Raw genomic sequence first — 5,306 nt, 5'->3', positions numbered from 1 at the left:
AATGCGCCGTCGACTTGTCAATGCCCCGTACGCTTAAGCCACGCTTTGACCTGTTCGGGGTCTAACCTGCCCAAGATCTCCTCAGGGTCCAGCCCGCGCAAACGCTCCTCCGTGTCCAACCCACGTAAACGCTCCTCAGTGTCCAACCCACGCAAACGGTCTGCAACATCCATCCGCTCCAGCAGCGCTTGGCGATCTTCCAGGCTGTGCGCGTGAAAATCGTCGATGAGCATTCGATACGTGTCTAGTTTGAAGTCTTCGAGCGTATAAGCCATGTCGGGCAGCTCCAGTTGATGGACGTTCGCCAGATGATAGCGCAGCAGGTGTGCCTCCAAGTTGCGTGGTCGCTGGTGGAAAATTCGCTAACCCATTGAAGCCCATCGTCTCATGAACATGCTTTCAAGGAGTTACAGGGTTCTTCCGGCATTGCGCCACCAGGGGGAGCGTTAGGTCGTGTCTTTGCTACGCCCTGCTTTCAGTCTGGCCTCGCGGCTTCCACCTTGGGTTTTGCTACGCTTCTTGTCACTCGCTGCGGTTACCTCCTTTCAGGTAACAAGTACATGCCCATGTCGGGCACACTAGGGTCCGCTATGCGGACCGACGACCGTGCAGATCACGCACTGGCCGGATTTATGACCAAAGCCCAAGGTGCCCTTGCTCATCGCTCCGGCCAGCGATGCGCATTTGGAGGCCAAGGCGTTAGACAATTTCCGAAGCACGTCGTACCACGCGGGCTCAACCTCCGGTGACCGGGGCGACGCGACCGGAGGCCGACGCTTTAGCGGGCGGCGTTGCCGCGTTCGGCTGAACGCTCGACCTCCGGTCTGTTGTGCGGATGCAGCAAGATGCCCAGGGAGGGACGACTAAGGCGATTTCCGATAATTTAGATACCAGTCAATGTAGGTGCGACTTCAGTCGCACCTGCGTCTGAATCGGTGCGACTGAAGTCGCATCGACATCCGAGCCAATGGTGGATGGTATCCGGTGTTCCGGAAATCACCTCAGGCGGTTTCCGAAGCACTTCGTACCACGTGGGCTCAGCCTCCGGGGATTCGCGCGACGCAACTGGAGGCCGACGCTTTAGCGGGCGGCGGTGCCGCGTCCGGTTGAAGCCTCGACCTCCGGTCTGTTGTGCGCGTGCATGATGGTAGTCCCCCATTCCAACCGTAGGAGCCCGCTTGCGGGCGACGTGACCTGCCGGAATCGCGTCATTGTGCCCCCACTCCTACGGGTTGGATTTTTCGCGGAAATTACCTTACGTTAGATTGTGGAGCAACAAAAAGCCTTTATTTGGTGTAGGGGCGGGTTTGAAACCCGCCCCTACGTCCGGTTATCACGTCCGCCGAGTAGACATGCACCCGGCCAGCGCCCACCCCCACCAAAAACTCCAACCCCGCCCGAACCGCCAAAGACCATAGCACCCCCGACCCGCCAAACCGACAACCCGCTGCGCCCTACCGCTCCCCCTTCCCTTGCCCCCTGCCAAAACTGCGGCACCGCCGACAGATTCTTCCACACCAAAGCCGCCACCCCACCCATCCCATTCGCCCGCAGCGCCCGGTAATCCTCCCATGACTTACGCAGAATACGACGCAGCGAGCGATTGCTCGTCCAGCCCACCCGCATCCGCACCAGCACCTGCGGCAGATACACCACCCGCCCCGTCAGCCGGCTGAGCACCCGCAGCATCAGGTCATAATCCGCCGCAATCCGGTAGCGCGTATCAAAGACCCCATGACGCGCATACAGCGCCCGACGCAGATAGAGTGTCGGATGCGGCGGCATCCAACCCAGCCGCAACCGCCCCGGCCGATATGCGCCCGCGCGCCAATAGCGGATCACCCGCACGGTATCCGCCTTGGCCACATACACCAGATCCCCATACACCGCCTCCACTGCCGGATCGGCAAAGGCCCCGGCAATCCGCGCCAGCACCTCCCTATCCGCATAGAAATCATCGGCATGCAGCAACCCTACCTCGTCCCCACTCGCCCATGCGATCCCTTTGTTCAGCGCATCGTAGATCCCGCCATCCGGCTCGCTGACCAGCACCGCGAGTGCCGCCCGCTGGGCCTCGAGCACCGCCAAGGTCCCGTCCGTACTCCCGCCGTCGATCAGGATGTGTTCGCACTCGGCGAACGATTGACCAGCCACCGAAGCCAGACAGTCGCTCACCGTCTCGACACAGTTCCAGGTGGCCGTGATGACCGAAATCTTCATAAGCGCCGACCAATTTCCGAACGCCGAGAACAAAAAAACCGAGCTATAGCTCGGTTGTTTCAGACCACGCCCCGTACCGGGCCTACCGCCGACAACCAGGCTCGGTTTTAAGCGACGACATAGCAGGTAAGATACCTCCCGTCGAACGAAAATGCACAAGCAATTCTTTAACCGACACTTGGATGCACCGCAGGCAATGCCTTTGTTGCATCAGCGCAACCGCTACCGAAGAAACCGATAGTACTGTAATCTAACGGACAGTCAAAAACGTAGACACATGCAAATCATCGACTTCTCGACTTTCTCTGCTCAGTTTAGCAACTCCCTGCCTCTCCAGCATCGACTTCACTAGCCAACCCCATAATAGAAAACCTTTTCTTTCAACTCGGTTTTTAGCGAAACATTAACTGATGCGACCCAGCCTATTTTAGGTGGGCGAAAAGTCCCCGAAAAAGTCGTTATATATTAAGAAAATCGATCAACAATAGGACGCGTTTGCGCTACTAAGGTTCAAGATGCGCGATGCAACTAACCGACTTATCGAGTTGAATTTTCGCACCTTAAAAGAGCCGCTAATGCGACCTTATAATCGCGATAGTGTCACGCCTTGGCATTAGAAGAATGCTAGAACCTGGAAAATCTCGACGACAATCAGCATTTGAGCGCCAACAAAAACTGACACCCAAGTAGTGACTATGATCACGGTGTCCGCATAGGTTGAGAGTTCCTATCGGACCCCTTTGCAGATGCGCTACGTACCGGTGCCATTCCCCTGACGAATTAGCGCCGACCAGATTGGCGAAACCGCTGTCGCATCACCTGCCAGAGAAAAATCGGCGCCGACACCCCCATCCGCCTCCACAAACGCCGCGGTTGCTGAAGCAGGCGCGGCAGCCATTCCAATCCCATACGTTGAAACAACGGGGGCGACCGATTTACCCGTCCGGTGTAGAAATCAAACACTGCACCCACTCCCGCCGCGAACCTCACGTGCAGTTGCGCCTTATGCTGGTGAAGCCATTTCTCCTGCTTCGGAGCAGTCAGACCCACCCATAGCACATCAGGCCGCGCAGCATTGATGGCAACGAGCATCGCCTGATTATCGGCGGCGGAAAACTCCGCCTTAAACGGAGGCGAGTAGGTCCCGGCAACCCGCAGGGACGGATAATCCTGTGCCATGCGCCGACGGATCTCAACGAGTGTTGCCTCGGTTGCCCCCAAGAAAAACACGCTGTAACCACCGGAACGGTTCAATTCGGTCTGTACCCCAAAAAAGATATCACTGCCAGTCACCCGCTCACGAATCCCCCCTCCCAGCAGCACAGAAGCGAGCACGATACCAGTCCCATCCGGGATCAACCAATCTGCCGTGCGCAGTGCTTGAGAAAAATGCGCGTCACCCAGCGAAAGTACGCAGGAATGCGGATTCAGACATGCAAGCCAATGACAGGCAGGGTTAGCTCCAGATTGCTGAATCCAATTAACTACTGCTTTCGTGCAGAAGGACTTGCCCTCGCTGGATACCGTAAAGCCTAAGATGTCTTCAACAGGATAGCTCATCATGATTTTTAAATACCTTCCTTACTGACATTTCCGGATCTTTGAGGGAGCAAAATAATGATCGCGTAGTAGTCGAGAGCGAAATTTCACGAAGATATCTCTCTGCTAAGAACCTACCGCCCCGGGACGCTAAAGCCTGACGCCCTGTTTTTCGAGACGCGGAAGCCCAACTTTCTTTAGATATAAAGAAAATTACTCCTCAGGGACTCGACACAGCGACCACATACGGCCTAACATTTTATAGAGGTTCGAACTATACCAATTAACGCGCCTAGACACCTGAGGGTCGAGAACGATATCTGAACGCAAATTGAATTTGGTCCTAACACCGTCATCTAACCGAAAAGGTATCGGACGCCTACCGACACAATGTGTTCCAACTTTACCGTATCCTCTATTGTCAATAAGCGAGTGAAAAGGATTTGCGGAAAGCCACCCGTTTTTATAGTGACTATATGCCCAACGAATTGCCCAGGAATCAATTTTACCCTTGCGAAAACTATGTAGCATTCTATACAAATCACCCCCCCCCTTATTAAATCTTTTCTTAAAGCGCCGGGAAGTTAATGCTTCCTCCGATGACAAATCCCACACTGCCTTCTCCCATCTGTCCGCCCAAGTTGCCCAACCCCACGACATTGGTCTCGGATGAAAGTAGTTGTCATACTGATCAACGATGTCCAAGGAACAGCCAAAACCAGAAATAGATCCAACAACGGAATGCCGCTCATAAATGCTTAATGACTTATTCATGTATTCTAAAAAATTTTTTGTTGGGACTAGATCATCCTCGAGCACAATTATAGCTTGAGATCGACGTAACGACGCCGAAACACCATCAATCACCGAAGCGCCTAGACCTTTGTTACTCGCTGCCGCGATGATACGCAGCGACTGAAAGCGTCCATACAGGAACGAACTAGCTATCTCTACTGATTGCGATACGACCGCACGTTCTGAATCATTCTTGGGGCCATCAACAAAGACCGTTACATTCGTTAAACGCGCACCATAATTTTCTGCAAGCGCAGCGAGACAGGCGGAAAGTTCTTTCGGCCGCATGTAACCGAACACGCAAACCGGCGAATAAGTACTGTTGTCCACGATAAACATGATCTCCTTAATGTAAGCAGACTAGAGCGATACCTAGGAAAACGTCGATGACTTGAAACAGATCCATCGACAAGTCATAAGTTCTTTAAGCGATCTTGTTCTGCGCCCATTTTTTTTCCCCACATAAGCAGCTTCATATAGGTAATGCCATAGGAACGATTTCTAAAGAATTGTAGGCTTGATCGTTGGCCGCCACCGCATCAGCGTCCAGCCGCTTCGAAGCGCCAACATAGCCCTTCTACGAGCCTTCGCCGATTCGCAGTGGACGGAAAGACACTTGTGTGGAAGACCGATTTAAAGCCTGCCTCTACGTCTCGTTATCGAGGCACTATTTAATAACCGGACGCGCCTTAATGGCAATTTTTCTGGCATAGTCTACACTTAGAGTTAGGTTTCGAATTACGAGGAGAGTC

At 54.0% G+C, this 5,306-nt stretch carries 4 protein-coding genes; all 4 read right to left on the bottom strand.

The genetic code is table 11. The features are described from left to right. Nucleotides 1-17: 17 nt before the first annotated feature. The 4 genes from A39O_RS0105850 to A39O_RS37900 all read right to left on the bottom strand — a co-directional run bounded on the left by A39O_RS0105850 (nt 18) and on the right by A39O_RS37900 (nt 4,884). Entirely contained in the window at nt 18-335 is a 318-nt protein-coding gene (locus tag A39O_RS0105850; protein WP_020503764.1) for a hypothetical protein, read from the bottom strand. Between the two features lie 985 nt (nt 336-1,320). Next, a complete protein-coding gene (locus A39O_RS0105845) occupies nt 1,321-2,220 on the bottom strand; it encodes a glycosyltransferase family 2 protein (RefSeq protein ID WP_020503763.1) in 900 nt (299 codons plus the stop codon). A gap of 780 nt (nt 2,221-3,000) precedes the next feature. Further along, a complete protein-coding gene (locus A39O_RS0105840) occupies nt 3,001-3,783 on the bottom strand; it encodes a WecB/TagA/CpsF family glycosyltransferase (RefSeq protein ID WP_085954683.1) in 783 nt (260 codons plus the stop codon). A 189-nt stretch (nt 3,784-3,972) separates the two neighbouring features. After that, entirely contained in the window at nt 3,973-4,884 is a 912-nt protein-coding gene (locus A39O_RS37900; protein ID WP_157639690.1) for a glycosyltransferase, read from the bottom strand. Nucleotides 4,885-5,306: the final 422 nt, after the last annotated feature.

Source organism: Lamprocystis purpurea DSM 4197 (genome assembly GCF_000379525.1).
GTDB classification, from domain to species: Bacteria; Pseudomonadota; Gammaproteobacteria; order Chromatiales; family Chromatiaceae; genus Thiodictyon; species Thiodictyon purpureum.
This window is presented reverse-complemented; position numbering and strand designations above follow the sequence as displayed.

Bases quoted from the DNA above. Each gene is read 5' to 3' on its own strand.
- A39O_RS0105845 (WP_020503763.1), bottom strand. From the start codon at position 2,220: ATGAAGATTTCGGTCATCACGGCCACCTGGAACTGTGTCGAGACGGTG.
- A39O_RS0105840 (WP_085954683.1), bottom strand. From the start codon at position 3,783: ATGATGAGCTATCCTGTTGAAGACATCTTAGGCTTTACGGTATCCAGC.